Genomic DNA, 20,596 nt, shown 5'->3' with positions numbered 1-20,596 from the left:
CGCGGGGTCGCCCGCGCGGCGCCGCCCCGCGCGACGGCGGGGCCGGAGCGCCTCAGACGGCGGCGGAGCCGGAGGGGGCGGGGCCGGCAGCGGTCAGGCCGGTGAGGAAGTCCTCGATCAGCGGGGCGATCTGCGGGAGGTGGGTTTCGAGGGCGAAGTGGCCCGCGCCCTCGAAGACGTGGACGGCGGCGTCCGGGGCGTCCCGGAGGTAGGCCTTGGCGCCCGCCGGGGTGAAGAAGGGGTCGCCCGCGCCCCAGACGACCAGCACCGGCACCCCCGCGCTCCGCAGCCACGCCTGCCAGGCGGGGTAGTGCGCGAAGTTGGAGGCGTAGTCGAAGGCGAGGTCGGCCTGGGCGTCGGCGCGTCCCGGCAGGCCGAGGTGGTGCACGTCGAGGGTCGGGCCGTCGGGGGAGATCAGGCCGGTGTCGGCGACGCCGGTCTCGTACTGGAAGCGGGTGCCCTCCAGGGTGAAGAGGCCGCGGATCCGCTCCTCGTCGCCCGGGACCTCGCGCCGGAGACCGGCGAACGCGCGGGCCGCGTCGGAGAGGCCCTCCTCGTAGGCGTTGCCGTTCTGGACGATCAGCCCGGTCACCCGCTCCGGGCGGCGCGTGGCGAGCCGCAGTCCGACGGGGGCGCCGAAGTCGAAGACGTACAGGGCGTAGCGGTCGAGGCCGAGGGCGTCGGTGAAGCCCTCCACGACGTCGGCGAGCCGGTCGAAGGTGTACGTGAACCCGGCCGGGGCCTCGGTCCGGCCGGAGCCGGGGTAGTCGGGGGCGATCAGGCGGTAGGGGGTGTCGCCGAGGGCGTCCATCAGGCGGGCGAACTGGTGCGAGGCGGTGGGGAAGCCGTGCAGGAGCAGCAGCACGGGGCCGTCGGCGGGGCCGCTCTCGCGGTAGGCGACGCGGACTCCGTCCACGTCGACGGTGCGGTGCTGGACGGTGGGGATGGTGCGACGAGCGGTCATCACATGCCTCCTGCGGCCTCGGTCCCATTAGTCTTGCCGGTGATCACTAATGGGTCAAGTGGTTGCAGTAGCATTAGTTGGGTGACAGTGACCTTCCCGCTCACCGGTGAGCCCCTCGCGCTGGACCTCCTCAACACCCGTACCGCGGAAGGCGACCTCGTCGCCGACCCGGAGGGCCTCGCGGCCTGGCTGGACGTGCAGGCCGCCCGGCTGACCCCGGTGGGCGCGGTGGGCGCGGCCCAGGTGGCCGCCGTACGGGCCGTACGGGAGGCCGCGCGCCCGGCGCTCGACGCGGCCCGGCGCGGCGAGCGGCCCCCGGCCGGGGCGCTGGCCGCGCTGAACGGGGCGCTGGCCGCGGCGCCGTCCCACCGGGTGCTGGCCTGGACGCCGGAGGGCGGCACCACCGCCCCCGCGCACCGCTCGGCGGATCCGACCCCGCGGCTCGCCGCCGAACTGGCCGAGGCGGTCGCGGAACTCCTGACGGATCCCCGGGTGGGGCAGGTCCGTGCATGCGAGGCGCACGACTGCGTGCTGCTCTTCCTGCCGGCCCACCCCCGCCGCCGCTGGTGCGTGGCCTCGGCGTGCGGCAACCGCGCCCGGGTCGCCCGCTACTACGCCCGCCACAAGGGGCAGCCGGACGAGTGACGGGCCGCAGGGGCCGCCCGCATCCCGCAGCGCCGGCTCACCCCGATCGAGGCCGTCCGCCGTCCCGGGTGCAGTGGACGCCCCGGCGCGCGACGCGGGTTCCGGGCCGCGCCTGCGCTACCTTGCGGCTGGGGTCAGCAGACGTCCGGGGCCGCTACCAGGTGGTGGGCAGGTGCCAGTAGCAACTAGATTTCTCCCCCGCCTTGGAGCCGTTGTAGTAATGGTCGCCCCAGGCGAGGAGTACGTCACCGGTCAGCGGGCCGACGACGCGGAACCTTGGAGGGGCTGCGGAACCCGCCCCCTCCACTGGACGCTGTCGTGTCCTGCGCTTCGCTTCGGACGGTCCGGCACGGTGCCCCCGTTCGCCCAGACCGAATTACGCGGTCACACGGTGATCTGTCGGGCATACACCTCGATCTCGATCTTCATGCGGGGATCGGCGAGGCCGCACATGAGCATGGTGGCGGCCGGCCGGACCTCTCCGAAGGCGCGACGCAGCACCGGCCAGCAGGGCTCGAAGTCGGCCCGGTCGGGCAGCAGATAGCGCACCCGCACCACGTCAGCGAAGGTGCACTCCGCTTCGGTCAAGGCGGCCTCGATGTTGCGCAGGCACTGCTCGGCCTGCTCCACCACGCTGTCCGAGATCGTCATGGCGGTGTAGTCGAACCCGGTCGTCCCGGACACATGAACCCAGTCACCGTCGACCACGGCGCGGGCGTAGCCGATCTGCTCCTCGAACGTCGAGCCGCTGAGGATGGAACGTCGCTCTGTCATGCGCCGAACGCTAAGTGACCAGCACTGATACGTCTAATGCACTTTCGAGCATGGAATGATATCTCTATGCGTATGGAGCGCCCTGAACTTCCCCTGCCGCAGCTGCACGCCTTCGTCGTGCTCGCCGAAGAACTCCACTTCGGCCGCGCCGCCACCCGCTTGGGCATCGCCCAGCCGCCGCTGAGCCAGCAGATCCGCCGCCTGGAAGACAAGGTCGGGTACGCGCTCTTCAGCCGCGAACCCGGGAATATCGGTCTCACTCCGGCGGGCCGGGAACTCCTGCCCGCTGCCCGGCATGCCCTCACCGGCCTGGCAGAGGGCCTGACCGCAGCCAGAGAAGTCGGCAGCGGCAGCGCTGGCCGCCTGCGGATCGGCTTCGCCGCCTCTCTCGCCCTCACTGTCCTCCCCGGCCTGCTGCGCACCTTCCGGGAACGGTTTCCCGCCGTGGACCTGGACATCCAGGAGATGGCCACCACACCGCAACTGGCCGCTCTGCGCGAGAGGACGATCGACATCGGCCTGTTGCGTGAACCGCCCGCCCATGACGCGGACCTCGGATTCAAGACCGTGTTGACCGAACCGTTCGTGGCCGTCCTGCCCTCCTCGCACCCACTCACAGCACAACGGACCATCAGAGTCGAGCAGTTGGCAGAATGCCCCTTCGTCCTCCTGCCCCGCGCCGTCGGCCCGTCGCTGTACGACCAGATCACCAACCTGTGCACCACTGCGGGCTTCACCCCCCAAGTGACCCAGCACGCCGTGGAATGGCAGACCGTCTGCGCCCTGGTGGAAACCGGCCTGGGCGTATCGCTGGCCCCGGAGAGCATCCGCCGCATCCGCCTCAAGGGCGTCGCCTTCCGCGGGATCGAGCCGGGCACCGCGCGCACACGAGTGGCCGTCGCGTGGCGCAAGAACGATGCAAACCCCCTGGTCCTACGCCTCTTGGCAGCTCTCAATCAAGATCCGCCGGACAGGGCCTAGCCGGCCGGCTGCTGCTGTTGTTGCCGGGCGGCTCGGTCCGCCTGCGTGGGCAGGGCCGGTGTGGCCGGTGTGGCCGGTGCGGCCGGGGGCTCGTACAGGTAGGGGTCGCTGCGCAGGCCCCGGGCCGTGACCGTCACCGCGAACGGGGCGGTCGCGCCCTGCGGGAGCGGGGCGCTCAGGGCGCCTGTCGCGGGGTCGAGGACGGCCGGGGCGGCGGCGCCGTCCACGCTCACCCGGGCCGGGGTGCCGGCGGGGCCGGGGGCGAAGCCACCGCCCTCGACGGTGAGCAGGCCGTCGGCCACGGAGACGTCGGTGATCACCGGGTTGGCGCGGACGGCCAGCTTGTTCACCAGGTAGGCGCCGGCCGGGGCGCCCGTCAGGGCCCACATCTCGGCGGGCAGCCGGGGCAGCCCGGCGCCCACGTCCGCGAGGAAGAACAGCACCACGTACAGCATGGTGACCGCGCTGAGCGCGACGTACTGGAGGTCGACCAGGTCCGTGCGCCCGCTGTCGTTGGCGATCAGCTCCCGCAGCGGCCGCCGCCCCGACGGCGTCGGCTTCGCGGCCGGCTTGGCCAGCGTGCCGTTCTCCACGCGCAGCCCGACGACCGTCTTCGCCGCGATCAGCGCCACGTACGGGCCGCCGAGCAGCGGCAGGTACACCGTGGTCAGCTGGGACAAGGGGCCGTCGGCGGGCCGGAAGTAGGCGACGCCGCCGCCCGCGGTGAGCCCGTACGCGAGGATCGCGAGCAGCAGCCAGACGAGGATCACCGTCCAGGCCAGGGCGAGCGCCGTGGAGGTGGAGAGCCGGCCGTCGCGGCCGGTGACGAACGCCGGGTTCCCGCGCAGCCGCAGGCCGATCGGACCGGCCAGCGCGGCCAGTAACAGCAGTGCGCACAGTGCGGATGCCATGTCGTTCCCCCCGGATGACGGTGCTGCGTACGAGGGTCTCCCACTGGCCCGACCATGACAAGTCCGGCTCGCCGCCCGGCCGTTGCCCCGCTACTCCTCGCGCAGTTCCGGCAGGACCGGGAACCTGCGCGGCGCCACGAACAGCAGGACCAGCAGCGCGGCCACGGCGGCCAGGCTCGCGCCGAGGAAGATGTGCTCCACGGCGGCGGCGACGGCCTCGCGCAGGTAGTCGGCGGCGGCCTCAGGGAGCAGCCCCGGCCGCTCCAGTGCCTTCGCGACGTCGTCGAGGTGGTCGGGGAGTCCCGGTACGGGCGCGCCGGCCAGGCGGGCGGCGATGGTGGCGTTGGCCACGGCGGCGAGCAGGGCGGCGCCCACGCTCTGGCCGACCTGCCGGCAGAAGAGCACCGAGGCGGTGGTGGTCCCGCGCTCGGCCCAGCCCACCGTGGACTGGACCCCGACGATCAGCGGCAGCTGGAAGAGGCCGAGGGCCCCGCCCAGCAGCAGCATGATCAGCGCGGGCTGCCAGGGCCGGGCGGGGTGCGGCAGCAGGGTGAAGGAGAACAGGATCACCGCGGCGAGGCCGATCCCGACGGCCGCGGTGTTCCGGAAGCCGATGCGCCGGTAGACGTGCTGGCTGAGGGCGGCGCTGATGGGCCAGCTCAGGGTCATCACCGACATCACCAGCCCGGCGCTGACGGGCCCGAGGCCGAGCACGGACTGGGCGTACGTCGGCATGAACACCATCGGGGCGACCATCAGCAGGCCGAGCGCGGCCAGGGCCAGGTTGACCGCGGCGATGGTGCGCCGCCGCCAGACCCAGCCCGGCAGGATCGGCTCCTCGGCCCGGCGTTCCACCGCGACCACCACCGCGGCCAGCACCGCGCTCGCGCCGAGCAGCCCCAGCGAGGGCGCGGACAGCCACGGCCAGGCGACCCCGCCCTGGACGAGCGCGAAGAGCAGCAGCCCGCCACAGGCGAAGACGGCCAGGGCACCCGCCCAGTCGACGGGACCCCGGCGCCCCGGGGACCGTACGGGCTCCACCAGGTGACGGGTGACCATCCACAGGGCGAGGGCGGCCAGCGGCAGGTTGAGCAGGAAGATCCAGCGCCAGTGCGCGTACGAGGCGAGGAGCCCGCCGAGCGCCGGGCCGGCCACGGCCGAGGTGGCCCAGACGCTGGACATCCGGGCCTGGATCCTCGGGCGTTCCCTGAGCGGGTACAGGTCGGCGGCCAGGGTCTGGACCGTGCCCTGGAGGGCGCCGCCGCCCAGGCCCTGCACGATCCGGAAGGCGATGAGGGCGGCCATGTTCCAGGCGAGGGCGCACAGCAGCGAGCCGACGAGGAAGAGGCCGATGCCGAAGAGGAGGACGGGCTTGCGGCCGAAGGTGTCGGACAGCTTCCCGTAGACGGGCAGGGTGACGGTGACGGCCAGCAGATAGCCGGAGAAGAGCCAGGAGAAGACGGAGAACCCGCCGAGGTCACCGACGATCTGCGGGACGGCGGTGGCGACGATGGTGCTGTCGAGGGCGACGAGGGCCATGCCGAGCATCAGCGAGGCGACCACGGGGGTCGGTGGTCCGCCGCCGGCCTTCCCGGTACCGCCGGCGCCGGCCGCGGCCCCGGCCGCGTCCCCGCCGCCCGGCACCCCGGCCCGGGCCTGGGAGCCCGTGGCCGAAACGGCCGCCCCCGCCGTCCCCGGCGCGTGGTCCGAAGGCCCCGCGGGTATGCCGTCCTGGCCTCCGCCCGTGCTCTCCGCTGCGGCCACCGAGATTCCTTCCCCCTGCACGTAACTGCGGGGAACACCTTCTCACCGCCCCCGCGCCCCGCGGTATCCCCCAGGCCCTCTCGTTCGAAGGGTGGACATCCCCTAGGGGTCCCTCCACACAACGGGCCAGGGGCGGTTCCTCCCGGCGGAGGAGGTGCGGGCCCCCCTCGTCTTCTTGACTGGAACACACGGACCGGGAGGTGGGGGGTGGGGATAACCCCCGGGTGGATACGGCGATGGGCACCAGCGTGCCGGGACCCCCACCCGCCGCAGACTTCATGACGACGACACCCGCACACGGACGCACGCACACGGACGCACGCGGCCGGCAGACGCACACAGGCGAAAAGGGAGAAAGACCGTGACAACGGCTATGACCGAAACCAGGCACGGGGGTACTGGAGGGCATGAAGCCGTCGCGGCCCGGGCGCGGAAGCTCGTCAAGGCGTACGGCTCGGGGGAGACGCGCGTCGTCGCCCTCGACGACGTGGACGTGGACGTCATGCGCGGCCAGTTCACCGCGATCATGGGCCCCTCCGGCTCCGGCAAGTCCACGCTGATGCACTGCCTCGCCGGTCTCGACACGGTGACCAGCGGCCGGATCCACCTGGACGACACCGAGATCACGGGGCTGAAGGACAAGAAGCTCACGCAGCTGCGCCGGGACCGGATCGGCTTCATCTTCCAGGCTTTCAACCTGCTGCCCACGCTCAACGCCCTGGAGAACATCACGCTCCCCATGGACATCGCGGGCCGCAAGCCCGACGCGGAGTGGCTGAACCGGGTCGTGGAGACCGTCGGCCTCGCCGGCCGGCTCAAGCACCGCCCCACCGAGCTCTCCGGTGGCCAGCAGCAGCGCGTCGCGGTCGCCCGCGCCCTCGCCGCCCGCCCGCAGATCATCTTCGGCGACGAGCCGACCGGAAACCTGGACTCCCGCGCCGGCGCCGAGGTACTCGGCTTCCTGCGCCGTTCGGTGGACGAGCTGGGCCAGACCATCGTCATGGTCACCCACGACCCGGTGGCCGCCTCCTACGCGGACCGCGTCATCTTCCTGGCCGACGGCCGGATCGTCGACGAGATGTACGGGCCCACCGCCGACCAGGTCCTGGACCGCATGAAGGACTTCGACGCGCGCGGGCGGACGTCATGAGCAACACCGTCCTGAAGACCTCGCGGCGCAACTTCGTCGCGCACAAGGGGCGGATGGCGCTCTCCGCCGTCGCGATCCTGCTCTCCGTCGCCTTCGTCTGCGGCACCCTGGTGTTCACCGACACCATGAACACCACCTTCGACAAGCTGTTCGCCGTCACCAACTCCGACGTGACCGTCAGCCCGAAGGCGGCCAAGGACGGCGAGGAGACCCCCGACCGCGGCAAGCCCGAGATGCTCGCGGGCTCCGTCGTCGAGCAGGTCAGGAAGGCCGAGGGCGTCAAGAGCGCCGAGGGCGGCGTCGTCTCGATGTCCGTCACCGTGGTCAACGCCAAGAACGAGAACATGGGCTCGACCACCGGCGCCCCGACCATCGCCGGCAACTGGAGCGACAACGAGCTCAAGTCCATGAAGATCACCTCGGGCCAGGCGCCGCGCGGCCCCACCGAGGTGATGGTCGACGCCGACACCGCGAAGAAGCACGGCCTCGGGCTCGGTGACGAGCTGCGGACCATCGCGATCACCGGCGACATCCGCGCGAGGATCAGCGGTATCGCCACCTTCACCGTGACCAACCCGGGTGCGGCCGTCGTCTACTTCGACACGGCCACCGCGCAGCAGGCGCTGCTCGGCTCCGCCGGCTCCTTCACGCACGTCAACGTCATGGCCAAGGACGGCGTGAGCGACGAGCAGCTCAAGCAGGACATCGCCACCGCCGTCGGCGCGGACACGTACAAGCTGCAGACCGCCAAGGAAGCCGCGGACGCCAACCGCAAGGACGTCGGCTCCTTCCTCGACGTCATGAAGTACGTGATGTTCGGCTTCGCCCTCATCGCCTTCCTCGTCGGCATCTTCCTGATCTTCAACACCTTCTCGATGCTGGTCGCCCAGCGCACCCGCGAGATCGGCCTGATGCGCGCCATCGGCGCCGACAGCGGACAGGTCCTCAAGTCCGTCGTCGTGGAGGCCTTCCTCCTCGGTGTCGTCGGCTCGGTCCTCGGCGTCGGCGCGGGCGTCGGCCTGGCCGTCGGCCTGATGAAGCTCATGGGCCAGATGGGCATGCACCTGTCCACCGACGATCTGACCGTCGCCTGGTACACCCCGGTCGTCGGCATCTTCCTCGGCATCGTCGTCACCATCGTCTCCGCCTACATCCCGGCCCGCCGCGCCGGCAAGGTCTCCCCGATGGCGGCCCTGCGCGAGTCCGGCACCCCCGGGGACAAGAAGGCCGGCGTCCGTCGCGCCGTCATCGGCGTGGTCCTCACCGGCATCGGCGGCGCCGGGCTCTTCCTCGCCGCGGCCGCCGAGAAGGCCGGCACCGGATCGCTGTGGCTGGCTCTGGGTGTCTTCTTCAGCCTCATCGGCTTCATCGTGATCGGCCCGCTGCTCGCCGCGGGCGTGGTGCGGGTGCTCGCCGGTCTGGTGCTGCGGCCCTTCGGCTCGGTGGGCCGGCTCGCCGAGCGCAACGCCCTGCGCAACCCGCGCCGCACCGGCGCCACCGCCGCCGCGCTGATGATCGGCCTGGCGCTGGTCGCCTGCCTGTCGGTGGTCGGCTCCTCGATGGTGGCCTCCGCCACCGACGAGCTCGACAAGTCCGTCGGCGCGGACTACATCATCAACTCCGAGACCGGGCAGCCCGTGCTGCCCCAGGCCGAGCAGGCGCTGCGCGCCACCGGCGGCCTGGACCACGTCACCGCCTACCGGGAGGTGCCGGCCACGATCACCGCCCCCGACGGCGCCTCCGAAGAGGAGGGGCTCGGCGCCACCGACCCGACGTACGCCAAGGACATCCGGCGCAAGATGGTCGCCGGGGAGCACGCGGCGGCGTACGGCAAGGGCTCCATGTCGGTGGGCTCGGAGTACGCCACCCGGCACGGCATCAAGCTCGGTGACGAGCTCACGGTCGCCTTCACCGGCGGCAACACCGTCAAGCTGAAGGTCGCCGCGATCACCAGCGACGACGGCAACATCGACAAGACCATGAAGTACGTCAGCACCGAGACCGCCCGGGCCAACGTCCCGGCCGACCGGCTGCCGCTGCCCTTCATGCTGCTGGCCAGCGCGAAGGACGGGCAGTCCGACACCGCCGCGTACAAGGCGGTCAAGACGGCCATGGCGGAGTACCCGCAGTACTCGGTGCGCAACCAGGCCGACTACAAGCAGGCACTGAAGGACCAAGTCGGCCAGCTGCTCAACCTGGTCTACGGCCTCCTCGGCCTCGCCATCGTCATCGCGGTCCTGGGTGTCGTGAACACCCTGGCCCTGTCGGTGGTCGAGCGGACCCGCGAGATCGGCCTGATGCGCGCCATCGGCCTCTCCCGCCGCCAGCTGCGCCGCATGATCCGCCTGGAGTCGGTGGTCATCGCCCTCTTCGGCGCCCTGCTCGGCCTCGGGCTGGGCATGGGCTGGGGCGCCAGCGCCCAGAAGCTGCTGGCGCTCCAGGGCCTGAAGGTCCTGGAGATCCCGTGGCCGACGATCATCGGGGTGCTCGTCGCCTCGGCCTTCGTGGGCCTGTTCGCCGCACTGGTCCCGGCCTTCCGGGCAGGTCGGATGAACGTCCTGAACGCGATCGCGAGCGAGTAACCGCCGCGCGGTCGTACGGGGGAGGGCGCCGGCCCGGGACCTTGGGTTCCGGGCCGGCGCCTTGTGCTCCGCCGGCCGGCGGCGCGTCAGCCGCGCCGCAGCAGGACGATCCCGGCGGCCTCGCCCACCTGGGTGTACCGCTCGCCGGGGTGCAGCTGGCCGGCGTAGACGACCGGGTCGCCGGCCCACCGGGAGGAGTTGTCGAGGGTGATCCAGTCGGGGACCACGCCCTTGCTGCCGCCGATCCACAGGACGCGGCAGCGGGCGGTCAGCCGGGTCAGCGGGGTGGTGTCGGCCTCCACGGTGGCCCCGTCGGGGATCCGGGCGAGGAGCCGCTCGACGGCCGAGACCCGCTCGGGCTTCTCGTACGTACGCGCCTCCATGAGCTTGGCGGTCGGCATGGCCGTCGCGGCCAGGGCGAGGCCGGCGGCGAGGACGGCGGTGGGCAGCTGGAGGGAGTAGGCGCGCAGCCGGGGCCGCCCGCTGCGCCGGAACATGTCGATCGCGTCGACGAGGGCGAGGGAGACGACGGGCATGAGCACGGCGCTGTAGTGCCAGTCGGTGGACCAGTAGTGGTCGTCCCCGGACAGGAACCGCCAGCCGAGGGTGGGCGCGGCGACCAGCAGCAGCGGTGAGCGCAGGGCGAGCAGCCCGGAGGTGGGGATCAGCACCCACCCCAGGGTGGCGAGCTTGGTACCGGCGCCGGCGAAGGGCCCGCCGCCGTCGATCTTGTGCCAGTAGCCGTAGCCCTCGGTGGCGAAGGCCGGTATGACGACGGTGAACACCAGGGCGGCGAAGACGGCGCCGAGGGCGGCGACGCCGAGCGCGGTCCACGCGGTGCTGCGGTCGGTGGTCCGGGCCCGCCAGGCGACCACCACGGCCAGGGCGGCGAGCGTGAAGCCGAGGTCCTCCTTGACGAGGACCAGCGGAAGGGCCCACAGCAGCGCGGCCCGCCAGCGCCGGGCGAGCACCGCCTCCAGGGAGAAGGCCAGCAGCGGCATGGCGAAGGCGATCTCGTGGAAATCGAACTCCACCGCCCGCTGGACGCCCCAGGAGAGCCCGTACGCGATGCCGACCGCGACGCCGCGGGCCCGGCCCAGGAGCCGTCCGGCCGCCCTGGTGACGGGTACGGCGGAGAGCGCGAACAGCGCGGCCTGCACGACGAGCAGGGTGATCGGGCCGGGGAAGAGCCGGTAGACGGGGGCGGCGAGCGCGATGATCGGGCTGAAGTGGTCGCCGAGGATGTTGGCGCCCGGCCCCTTCAGGTCCGCGACGGGCTCCTGAAGGTGCGCGTACGCACGGATCGCCTGCTCGAAGATGCCCAGGTCCCAGGAGGCCCAGTCCATCCGCCGGAACCGCCCGACGGACAGGACGAGGTAGACGAGGAACAGGCCGGCGGCGACCGCGTACGGCCCGGCCCACCGGCTCCCGACGGGTTTCGGCCGCACCGGTTTCGCCGGAGCCGCGGCCGGCCGCGCCGGATCCGCCGCGGTGTCCGGCCGGACTATGGCATCGCTCGTCACGGCCTTCGTGCCCCCCTCGGCGAGCTCTGACGTCAGTACCTCGACATCGTAGAGGGGCTCGAACGCACCCCCGGTTGCGTCCGTGGGCCCCTCGGTCCGGGCCCGCGCGGGCGCCCGGGCCGTCACCCGCACGGGCGACCCGAATCCCCCGCGCGTGGCGGCGGGGAGCGTCGTAGGGTGGGAACCCCCGGCCCGTACGACGTGTCGGGTCCTTCGCGTTGCCCCTTCACCGGACGGAAAGCCTCCTTCATGAGCCTGCACGGACTGCTCGACGCCGTCACCCGGGACCCCGCCCTCGCCGAGGCGGTCACCGCGGCCGGGGACGGCAACCGCATGCACGTGGACCTGGTCGGCCCCGCCGCCGCACGGCCCTTCGCGATCGCCGCGCTGGCCCGGCGGACCGAGCGGACGGTGCTCGCGGTCACCGCCACCGGGCGGGAGGCCGAGGACCTGGCCGCCGCCCTGCGCTCCCTGCTGCCCCCCGACGAGGTGGTGGACTACCCCTCCTGGGAGACGCTCCCGCACGAGCGGCTCAGCCCGCGCAGCGACACCATGGGCCGCCGGCTCGCCGTCCTGCGCCGCCTGGTGCACCCGAGCAAGGACGACCCGGCGGCAGGTCCCGTGAGCGTCATCGTCGCCCCCATCCGGTCCGTGCTCCAGCCGCAGGTCAAGGGGCTCGGGGACCTGGCCCCGGTCAGCCTGCGCCAGGGCGGGAGCGCCGACCTCGGGGAGATCACGGCGGCGCTGGCCGCCGCCGCGTACGCACGCGTCGAGCTCGTCGAGAAGCGCGGGGAGTTCGCCGTGCGCGGCGGCATCCTCGACGTGTTCCCGCCCACCGAGGAACACCCGCTGCGCGTCGAGTTCTGGGGCGACGAGGTCGAGGAGATCCGCTACTTCAAGGTCGCCGACCAGCGCTCCCTGGAAGTGGCCGAGCACGGGCTGTGGGCACCGCCCTGCCGCGAGCTGCTGCTGACCGACGCCGTACGGGAGCGGGCCGCGGCCGTCGCCGAGGCCCATCCCGAGCTCGGCGAACTGCTGAACAAGATCGCCGAGGGGATCGCCGTCGAGGGCATGGAGTCCCTGGCCCCGGTCCTCGTCGACGACATGGAGCTGCTGATCGACGTCCTGCCGGCCGGGGCGATGGCCGTGGTCTGCGACCCCGAACGGGTCCGCACCCGGGCCGCCGACCTCGTCGCGACGAGCCAGGAGTTCCTGACGGCCTCCTGGGCGGCCACCGCGGGCGGCGGCGAGGCCCCCATCGACGTCGGCGCGGCCTCGCTGCGCGGGATCGCGGACGTCCGCGACAGGGCGCGCGAGCTGAACATGATGTGGTGGTCGGTCTCCCCCTTCGCCGCCGACGAGTCGGTGGGCGGGGACACCCTCAAGCTCGGCATGCACGCGCCGGAGGCCTACCGGGGCGACACCGCCCGGGCACTGGCCGACACCAAGGGCTGGATCGCCGACGGCTGGCACACCGTCTACCTGACCGAGGGCCACGGCCCGGCCGCCCGTACCGTCGAGGTGCTCGGCGGCGAGGGCATCCCGGCCCGGCTGGAGTCCGAGCTGCGCACCCTGGAGCCGTCGATCGTCCAGGTCGCCTGCGGCTCGCTCGACAACGGGTTCGTCGACCCGGCCCTGAAGATCGCCGTCCTCACCGAGACGGACCTGACCGGCCAGCGCACCGCCACCAAGGACCTGGGCCGGATGCCGACCCGGCGCCGCAAGTCCATCGACCCCCTCACCCTGGAGGCCGGCGACTACATCGTCCACGAGCAGCACGGCGTCGGCCGCTACGTCGAGATGGTGCAGCGGACCGTGCAGGGCGCCACCCGCGAGTACCTGCTGGTGGAGTACGCGCCGGCCAAGCGCGGCCAGCCCGGCGACCGCCTCTACATCCCCACCGACCAGCTGGAACAGGTCACCAAGTACGTGGGCGGCGAGGCCCCGACCCTGCACCGGCTCGGCGGCGCCGACTGGACCAAGACCAAGGCGCGCGCGAAGAAGGCGGTCAAGGAGATCGCCGCCGACCTCATCAAGCTCTACAGCGCCCGCATGGCGGCCCCCGGCCACAGCTTCGGCCCGGACACCCCCTGGCAGCGCGAGCTGGAGGACGCCTTCCCGTACGCGGAGACGCCCGACCAGCTCACCACCATCGCCGAGGTGAAGGAGGACATGGAGAAGTCGGTCCCCATGGACCGGCTGATCTGTGGCGACGTCGGCTACGGCAAGACCGAGATCGCCGTCCGGGCGGCCTTCAAGGCGGTCCAGGACGGCAAGCAGGTCGCCGTCCTCGTGCCGACCACGCTGCTCGTGCAGCAGCACTTCGGCACCTTCTCCGAGCGGTACGCGCAGTTCCCGGTCAAGGTGAAGGCGCTGTCCCGCTTCCAGAGCGAAACCGAGTCGAAGGCCACTCTGGAGGGGCTGAAGGAGGGCTCGGTCGACATCGTGATCGGCACCCACCGGCTCTTCTCGCAGGAGACCAGGTTCAAGGACCTGGGCCTGGTCATCGTCGACGAGGAGCAGCGCTTCGGCGTCGAGCACAAGGAGCAGCTGAAGAAGCTCCGCGCCAACGTGGACGTGCTCACCATGTCCGCGACCCCGATCCCGCGCACCCTGGAGATGGCGGTGACCGGCATCCGCGAGATGTCGACGATCACCACCCCGCCGGAGGAGCGGCACCCGGTGCTCACCTTCGTCGGCCCGTACGAGGAGAAGCAGATCGGCGCGGCCGTCCGCCGCGAACTGCTGCGCGAGGGCCAGTGCTTCTACATCCACAACCGGGTGGAGTCCATCGACCGGGCGGCCGCCAGGCTGCGCGAGATCGTGCCCGAGGCGCGGATCGCGACGGCGCACGGCCAGATGTCGGAGCAGGCCCTGGAGCAGGTCGTCGTGGACTTCTGGGAGAAGAAGTTCGACGTGCTCGTCTCGACGACGATCGTCGAGTCCGGCATCGACATCTCCAACGCCAACACCCTGATCGTGGAGCGCGGCGACAACTTCGGCCTGTCCCAGCTGCACCAGCTGCGCGGCCGCGTGGGCCGCGGCCGCGAGCGCGGGTACGCGTACTTCCTCTACCCGCCGGAGAAGCCGCTGACCGAGACCGCCCACGAGCGGCTCGCGACGATCGCCCAGCACACCGAGATGGGCGCCGGCATGTACGTGGCCATGAAGGACCTGGAGATCCGCGGCGCGGGCAACCTGCTCGGCGGCGAGCAGTCCGGCCACATCGCGGGCGTCGGCTTCGACCTCTACATCCGGATGGTCGGCGAGGCCGTGGCCGACTACCGGGCGGCCGTCGAGGGAGGGGTCGAGGAGGAGCCGGCGCTGGAGGTCAAGATCGAGCTTCCGGTGGACGCGCACGTCCCGCACGACTACGCCCCCGGCGAGCGGCTGCGCCTGCAGGCGTACCGCTCGATCGCGTCGGCGAACTCCGAGGCGGACATCAAGGCCGTCCGGGAGGAACTCACCGACCGCTACGGCAAGCTGCCCGAGCCGGTGGAGAACCTGCTGCTGGTGGCCGGGCTGCGGATGCTCGCCCGGGCCTGCGGGGTCGGGGACATCACCCTCCAGGGCAACAACGTCCGCTTCGGGCCGGTGGAACTGCGCGAGTCGCAGGAGCTGCGCCTCAAGCGGCTCTACCCGGGGACGGTGCTCAAGCCCGCCACCTCGCAGGTGCTCGTCCCGCGCCCGAAGGCGGGCAAGATCGGCGGCAAGCCGGTGGTCGGGCGGGAACTGCTGGCCTGGACGGGAGAGTTCCTCACCACCATCCTCGGCTCCTGACCACCGCGACGGCAGCCCTGGCCGCCGGGCGTCCGCATCGCGGACGCCCGGCCCGTCCCGACGCCGCGCACATCCGGGGCGATTCGCCCTCCGGGGGGCGTTCCGGGCGCGGGTGAACTGCCGTGCAGCGACCGTGCAACGGTTGCGCGCATCCCCTCACTCCTGGCCGGGAACGCTGTATACCCTCAGAGCCGAAACCTCTTCCGCACGGCCCGTCAGGAGCAGCGATGCACGGCCCCGGTCTTCCGCCGCAGCACGCCCCCCAGTCCACCGACGGGGGCGTGGTGGCACTGCGCGTGGTGTTCATGCTGCTGCCCATCCTGAGCTGCGGCTTCCTGGCCTGGGGCGCGATGCTGCGGCTCGCCCTGGTGACCCGCAAGTCCCGCGACTGGGTGCTGCTGGTCGTCACCGGCGCGCTCGCCGTGCTGTGGATGACGCTGATCCAGCTCGACCCGACGCCCGACGTCAACGGCTGGCAGGGCAACCTCGGCGCCGGTGGCTCGATCTTCACCGGTTTCGCCGTCTGCGTGTACTTCCTCGTCGCGGACATCAAGCACCACGAGGCCCGCCGGACCGCACTGCCCGCCTACGGGTACCCGTCCGCGCCCTACGCCCACCCGCAGCAGGCCTCGCCCGCCTACGGGTACCCGCCCGCCCAGACGCCCGTGCCCCGGCAGCCCGCCGCGCCGGTCCCGCCGCAGGCGCCGCCGCAGCCGACCCCGCCCCCGCGCATCGGGCAGGTCCGCGCCGAACTCGACGAGCTGAGCGAGCTGCTGCGCAAGCAGACCCCGCCGCCCGGCGGCCCCTACCAGGACCCGAACCAGACCGCGGTCCAGGACCCGAATCAGTGACGGACCGCCTCATCGGGGACCGCTACCAGCTGGCCTCCATCCTGGGCCAGGGCGGCATGGGCCAGGTCTGGACCGCGTACGACAAGCGCCTGGACCGCCGCGTCGCCGTCAAGCTGCTGCGCCCCGACAAGGTCGCCGGCCCCGGCACCGTCGCCGAGGAACTGCGCCGCCGCTTCGTGCGCGAGTGCCGGGTGACCGCGCAGGTCGACCACCCCGGCCTGGTCACCGTGCACGACGCCGGCAGCGACGGCGACGAGCTCTTCCTCGTCATGGGCTACGTCGAGGGCACCGACCTCGCCGACCACCTCGCCGAGCACGGCCCCTACCCCTGGCAGTGGGCGGTCGCCGTCGTCGCGCAGCTGTGCTCGGTGCTCTCCGCCGTGCACGCGGTGCCGATCGTCCACCGCGACCTCAAGCCGCGCAACGTGATGGTCCGCCCGGACGGCACCGTGCTCGTCCTGGACCTCGGTGTGGCCTCGGTGATGGACACCGACACCACCCGCCTCACCAGCACCGGCACCCCCATCGGCAGCCCCGCGTACATGGCGCCCGAGCAGGCCATGAGCGGCGCCGTCGGCCCGTACACCGACCTCTACGCCCTGGGCGTGCTGCTCTACGAACTCCTCAGCGGCAACGTCCCCTTCGCCGGCTCCACCGCCCTCGGCGTGCTCCACCGCCACCTGTACGAGCCTCCGGCCCTGGTCCGGCCCAAGCGCCCGGAGATCCCGCAGGAGCTGGAGACGCTCCTGATGCGGCTGCTCGCCAAGGACCCGCAGGACCGGCCCGCCTCCGCGCAGGCCGTGTACGAGGCCCTCGCCCCGCTGCTGCCCGCCGGCGGCAGCCGGGCCCCCGCGGGCCCCCTCGATCCGACCCGCCCCTTCCTGCGCCCGCACGCCCCCTGGCCGGACCGGGCCACCGTGATCCCGCCGCAGCCGACCTCACCGCCCACCCCGGTCCCGACGCCCTCCCGGCCCGACATCCCCGGCGCCGTCGACGAGGCCCGCAAGCTCCTGGACCAGGGGCGGCTCACCCAGGCCGGGGACATCCTCGGCGGCATCCTCCCGGCGGCGGCCGCCGAGCACGGCGAGCACTCCCCGGTGGTCCGCTCCCTGCGCAAGCAGTACGCCGCCACGCTGATGGACGACGGCCAGTACCGCCGTGCCCTGCCGGAACTGCGCCGCCTCGCCGACGAGTTCCCGGCCGGCGACCCGCAGTCCCTGCGCTTCCGCTACGACGCGGCCCAGTGCCTGGAGCAGCTCGGCGAACCGGCCGCCGCCCTGGCCGAGTACCGCTCGCTGCTCCCGCTCTTCGAGAACCACTACGCCAACCCGGACCCGGGTCTGCCGCTGGAGGTCCGCCGCCGGATCGCGCACCTGCTGCTCTCCCTCGGCGACCGGCAGGCGGCCCACGAGACCCTGGCCCGGCTGCTGTTCGACGCGGACCGCCTGCACGGCCCGGCGCACCCCTTCCCGTCCGAGATCCGCCGCACCCTGCAGTGGCTCGGTCAGATGCGCTGACGCCGCCGCAGCACCAGGACGGTCAGGACCACGAGGGCGAGCCCCGCCGCCGCCGCGCCGGGGACCAGCCCCGGCGGGCGGAACGAGCAGCTGAGCGTGGTGGTGCGGCCGTCCAGGGGAAGGGCGACCAGCCCCAGATGGGCCGTGGCCGGGCGGCCGTTGCACGTCCAGCCGGCGATCGCGGGGACGGAGAGGACCGCCGTCCCCTTGGCCCCCGGGGGCAGTTCGGCCTGGATCGTCGCGGACCCGATGTGCAGGGAGGTCGCCGCCGTGGCGCGCAGGACGGCCACCGCGCCGGCGAGGCGGTCCCGGTCCAGGCAGGACAGGGTCCACCGCGCGGGCGGGGCCGCGTCGAAGACCAGGGCCGAGGAGGCCCCGCGGGAGACGCCCATCGGTTGCAGGGCCGCCCGGTTGCGGGGGGCGTTGCCGTTCAGGCGGAAGGCCGGCCCGTCCGCGAGCCGGGCCGTGGCGTTGTACTCCGGCGCCCACAGGTAGGCCTCCGTGCCCGCCCGGCAGACACCCGGCGCGAGGGGGTCCTCGTACACCCGGGCGCCCAGGAGCAGTTCCTGGTTGGCGAAGGGGGAGTCGCCGTAGGCGAGGGGCGCGCCGGGCGGGCGGGTCGTCACCAGCGGGGGCACCTCGGCGCGGCGGACCGTGCCGTCGGGCCGCAGCCGCGCGCCGACCGCGAACACGGCGTCCGTCACCGGGTTGTCGATGCTCTGCACGTTGCGTCCGCGCGAGGTCCAGCCGGCTCCGAGGGCGACCATCGTGCGGGTGAACACCTCCGGGGTGTGGCTGCTGTAGTACGAGCCGCCCTCCCCGCCCAGCAGCATCGGGTCGTTGCCCGACAGGGCGGGCCGGCTCGGGTCGGTGCGGTACGCCGGCCAGCCCTCCGCGGCCGCCAGCGCCTCGGCGCGCGCGGTGTGGGCCGCCCCCCAGGACGGGTAGTCGTCGAGGCCGCCCAGCTTCCCCTTGTGCCCGTACGCGGTCGTCGCGGCGGCCTGCGCCAGCAGGACCGCCGCCAGCAGCCCGGCCGCCGGGAGCGCCAGCCGGCGGTGGCGCAGCGCCCACCAGCCCGCACCCGCCAGGGCCAGCCCGCCCGCGAACAGCGCGTACCCCCAGTGCGTCCCCAGCGTGCTCCCGCGCGACCAGAGCACGGCGGCCGTGAGCAGGCCCGCCCCCGCCGCCAGTGCCGGCGGCCGCGGCAGGCCCGCCGCGAGCCCGGTCCAGGCGGCGATCACGGCGATCCCGGCGAGCACGAAGGTCTGCCGGTACGGGCTTCCGTTCGGGGTGGCGAACAGGTGCCAGGCCAGGTGGGTCGGGGCCCACTGGAGCGAGAGCGCCACGGCCACCGTCAGCCCCGCCCACCACAGCCGGGCGCGCACCGGCACCGCCCGGTGGAAGGGCAACGCGGCCACCAGGAGCAGGGTCCCGGTGCCCACGAAGACGGCGGGGGAGGAGAAGGAGTACGTCGCGGGCAGCAGCCGCGCGAAGAGGTCCGCCCAGGACACCGGCCGGAACTCCTTCACCCACCCCGGGTAGGCCTGCCCCGAGCTGAGGAAGAGGGGGACGAGCACCGGGGCCGCGAACAGGATCCCGAGCAGGGTCGTCCCGGCCGCCCGCGCGATCACCGCCGTCCGGGTCCGCAGACCCTCCCGGGTCAGCGCCACCCGCACCACCAGCACCAGCGCCGCCCCCAGGGTCGCCATGTAGGCGGTGTAGAAGTTCGCCGTCCAGCAGACGGCGACGACCAGCGGCGCGAGCACGGGCCGGCGCCCGCGCAGGGCCCATTCGCCGGTCAGGCACAGCAGCGGGAAGGCGATCAGCCCGTCCAGCCACATCGGGTTGTAGGAGGCCTCGATCACCGACCAGCCGCACAGCGCGTACGAGGCGCCGAGCAGCCCCGCCGCCCACCACGGCCCGCGCCGCTGGGTGCGCAGCAGCCACGCCATCGCCGCGGCCGCGACCGTCATCTTGAGCACGGTCACCACGTACACCGCGAGGTCTATCTCCGCGCGCGGGAAGAGCCCCACGAGGACGGAGAGCGGGCTCGTCAGATAGGTGCCCAGGTCGGGCAGGAAGCTGGTGCCGTACCCGGACTGCCAGTTGAACAGCAGTCCGCCCTCCGCGCGGCCGTGCAGGAGGTCCCACAGGTGCGCGTGGAACGGTACGAACTGATTGCCGAGGTCGTTGATGCTGCGGTGGCGCGGTCCGTACGGGAAGACGCGGGCGGCGGTGTCCCCGGCACACACGGCCACCGCCGTGAGCAGGGCGGCGAGCGCCGAGCCGGACAGGCTCAGGCGGCGCGGCGAGCGGTGCTGTGAGCGGTGCGGTGTCGACATGGTGGGCCGACCCTGGCACCACCGGAGGACCGAAGGATGGCCGCGAGATGAACGCGCACCCCGACACCTCGGGAATCGTTGGTCGAACCGGTGGCCCGGACCACCCCGACTGCATACCATCGATCACCGCACGGCCCTTGTGCACCGACGCACAATCTCCCGGCCCTGGAGGCTCCTTTGCACCGTCGCACAGCGCTCTCCGTCTCCGCCGCCCTGCTCCTGGCGGCGCCCCTGCTGTCCGCCTGCTCGGGCGAGGCCCGGCCCGGCACCGCGGCCGTCGTCGGCGGCGAACGCATCACCACCTCCGCCCTCCAGGCCCAGGTCAACGACGTCCGTGTGGCGCAGAACCGGACCGGGCAGGCCGCCGCCGAACTCATCGCGAGCACCCCCAACCTGGAGCGCCAGAAGCTCGACTCGATGCTCCAGAGCCACGTCATCGACAAGATGGCCGAGACCGCCGGCGTGTCCGTCTCCGTCAAGGAGATCGAGGACGAACGCCAGGCGTACGTGGAGGAGAACAAGGGGGCCGAGCAGTTCGAGGCGCTGCTCCTGCAGAAGGGCGCCATGGCCCCCGGCCAGGTGGACCGCTTCCTGCGGGACCGGGTCCTGCTGACCAAGCTGACCGCGAAGTACGGCCAGGGGAAGCTGGAGGAGCCCGCCCGGGCCGCCGCGACGGACCTGCACATCGCGGTCAACCCGCGCTACGGCGCCTGGGACGTCAAGCAGATCAAGCTCGGCGCCGGGGAGACCCCCTGGATCACCCAGCGGACCCAGCCCGAGCAGGTACCCGCCGGAGCCTGACGCGTCCGGCC

General features: G+C 73.0%; 14 protein-coding genes. 8 read left to right on the top strand and 6 right to left on the bottom strand.

The window, feature by feature from the left end; genetic code table 11:
• Positions 1-52: 52 nt before the first annotated feature.
• The gene (locus ACFYP3_RS16805) at positions 53-964 is read right to left on the bottom strand and encodes an alpha/beta fold hydrolase (protein WP_388832422.1); all 912 of its coding nucleotides are present in this window, start codon (positions 962-964) and stop codon (positions 53-55) included.
• 81 nt (positions 965-1,045) lie between these two features.
• Between ACFYP3_RS16805 and ACFYP3_RS16800 the strand changes: the two genes are divergently transcribed.
• Positions 1,046-1,609, top strand: coding sequence for a CGNR zinc finger domain-containing protein (locus ACFYP3_RS16800; RefSeq protein ID WP_388832420.1), 564 nt, complete (start codon positions 1,046-1,048; stop codon positions 1,607-1,609).
• A 384-nt stretch (positions 1,610-1,993) separates the two neighbouring features.
• On the opposite strand, the gene ACFYP3_RS16795 is transcribed toward ACFYP3_RS16800, so the two are convergent.
• Positions 1,994-2,383, bottom strand: coding sequence for a RidA family protein (locus ACFYP3_RS16795; protein ID WP_388832418.1), 390 nt, complete (start codon positions 2,381-2,383; stop codon positions 1,994-1,996).
• Positions 2,384-2,455: 72 nt separating this feature from the next.
• On the opposite strand from ACFYP3_RS16795, the gene ACFYP3_RS16790 reads away from it, so the two are divergent.
• Entirely contained in the window at positions 2,456-3,364 is a 909-nt protein-coding gene (locus tag ACFYP3_RS16790; protein WP_388832645.1) for a LysR family transcriptional regulator, read from the top strand.
• Here the strand turns inward: ACFYP3_RS16790 and ACFYP3_RS16785 are convergent.
• Together ACFYP3_RS16785 and ACFYP3_RS16780 are read right to left on the bottom strand one after the other, a co-directional pair.
• Positions 3,361-4,275, bottom strand: coding sequence for a hypothetical protein (locus tag ACFYP3_RS16785; protein WP_388832415.1), 915 nt, complete (start codon positions 4,273-4,275; stop codon positions 3,361-3,363). The genes ACFYP3_RS16790 and ACFYP3_RS16785 overlap by 4 nt on opposite strands.
• A gap of 90 nt (positions 4,276-4,365) precedes the next feature.
• Positions 4,366-5,823 carry an MFS transporter gene (locus tag ACFYP3_RS16780; RefSeq protein ID WP_388832642.1) on the bottom strand — a complete coding sequence of 486 codons (1,458 nt, stop codon included), beginning with the start codon at positions 5,821-5,823 and terminating at the stop codon, positions 4,366-4,368.
• A gap of 589 nt (positions 5,824-6,412) precedes the next feature.
• On the opposite strand from ACFYP3_RS16780, the gene ACFYP3_RS16775 reads away from it, so the two are divergent.
• Complete coding sequence (locus ACFYP3_RS16775) at positions 6,413-7,189, top strand: ABC transporter ATP-binding protein (protein ID WP_388832412.1); 777 nt, start codon at positions 6,413-6,415, stop codon at positions 7,187-7,189.
• Positions 7,186-9,771 (top strand): ABC transporter permease, encoded by a 2,586-nt coding sequence (locus tag ACFYP3_RS16770; protein ID WP_388832409.1) that lies wholly within the window; start codon positions 7,186-7,188, stop codon positions 9,769-9,771. Before ACFYP3_RS16775 ends, ACFYP3_RS16770 begins: the two co-directional genes overlap by 4 nt.
• 86 nt (positions 9,772-9,857) lie before the next feature.
• Here the strand turns inward: ACFYP3_RS16770 and ACFYP3_RS16765 are convergent, their stop codons facing one another.
• Complete coding sequence (locus ACFYP3_RS16765; protein ID WP_388832406.1) at positions 9,858-11,294, bottom strand: DUF2079 domain-containing protein; 1,437 nt, start codon at positions 11,292-11,294, stop codon at positions 9,858-9,860.
• 249 nt (positions 11,295-11,543) lie between these two features.
• Here ACFYP3_RS16765 and mfd point away from each other — a divergent pair, with 249 nt between their 5' ends.
• From mfd to ACFYP3_RS16750, 3 genes are all read left to right on the top strand, one after another.
• A complete protein-coding gene (gene mfd / locus ACFYP3_RS16760) occupies positions 11,544-15,074 on the top strand; it encodes a transcription-repair coupling factor (RefSeq protein WP_388832403.1) in 3,531 nt (1,176 codons plus the stop codon).
• 227 nt (positions 15,075-15,301) lie between these two features.
• Entirely contained in the window at positions 15,302-15,925 is a 624-nt protein-coding gene (locus tag ACFYP3_RS16755; RefSeq protein WP_388832400.1) for a hypothetical protein, read from the top strand.
• The gene (locus tag ACFYP3_RS16750) at positions 15,922-17,442 is read left to right on the top strand and encodes a protein kinase (RefSeq protein WP_388832397.1); all 1,521 of its coding nucleotides are present in this window, start codon (positions 15,922-15,924) and stop codon (positions 17,440-17,442) included. Before ACFYP3_RS16755 ends, ACFYP3_RS16750 begins: the two co-directional genes overlap by 4 nt.
• On the opposite strand, the gene ACFYP3_RS16745 is transcribed toward ACFYP3_RS16750, so the two are convergent.
• Positions 17,430-19,784: a YfhO family protein gene (locus tag ACFYP3_RS16745; protein WP_388832394.1), complete on the bottom strand. Its 2,355-nt coding sequence runs from the start codon at positions 19,782-19,784 to the stop codon at positions 17,430-17,432. The genes ACFYP3_RS16750 and ACFYP3_RS16745 overlap by 13 nt on opposite strands.
• A gap of 177 nt (positions 19,785-19,961) precedes the next feature.
• On the opposite strand from ACFYP3_RS16745, the gene ACFYP3_RS16740 reads away from it, so the two are divergent.
• On the top strand, positions 19,962-20,585 hold the full coding sequence (locus ACFYP3_RS16740; RefSeq protein WP_388832391.1) for a SurA N-terminal domain-containing protein: 624 nt from the start codon (positions 19,962-19,964) through the stop codon (positions 20,583-20,585).
• The last annotated feature ends 11 nt before the right edge of the window (positions 20,586-20,596 follow it).

Origin of the sequence: Streptomyces sp. NPDC005533, from assembly GCF_042871845.1 — a bacterium.
Lineage (GTDB): Bacteria > Actinomycetota > Actinomycetes > Streptomycetales > Streptomycetaceae > Streptomyces.
The sequence above is the reverse complement of the archived record's forward strand: the minus strand, read 5'-3'. Positions and strand labels throughout refer to the sequence as shown.